The sequence below is a fragment of the Pseudomonas sp. HMSC063H08 genome (genome assembly GCF_001813645.1).
Taxonomy (GTDB): Bacteria; Pseudomonadota; Gammaproteobacteria; order Pseudomonadales; family Pseudomonadaceae; genus Pseudomonas; species Pseudomonas aeruginosa.
On the sequence record NZ_KV813602.1, the window covers coordinates 1 to 281 of the forward strand.

Annotated in this window: 1 pseudogene; it reads left to right on the forward strand. The window is 59.8% G+C overall.

Annotated elements, in window-relative coordinates:
• Positions 1-281: pseudogene (locus HMPREF2924_RS28820) on the forward strand (TIGR03752 family integrating conjugative element protein); the annotation flags it as partial.

Below are 281 nucleotides of genomic sequence, written 5' to 3' on the forward strand. Positions count from 1 at the left end.
AGCCGGCAGCTCAAGGACCAGATCAGCAAGGTGATCCAGGAGAATGACTCGCTCAAAGCCGCCAATGAGAACCTGCAGGGCCGCCTGCGCAACATCGATCAGAACATAGAGCAGAAGCTCAACAACACCGCCCAGGAGCTGCAGCAACAGCAGGAGAACCGTAGCCAGACGATCCTGGACCAGGTACAGAAACGGCTCGAGAACCTAACCCACATTCCCGAGGCCGGTGACACCGACCTGCCCGTCGGGTTCGGCGTGCGACCAGAGGATGGCCAGCACTT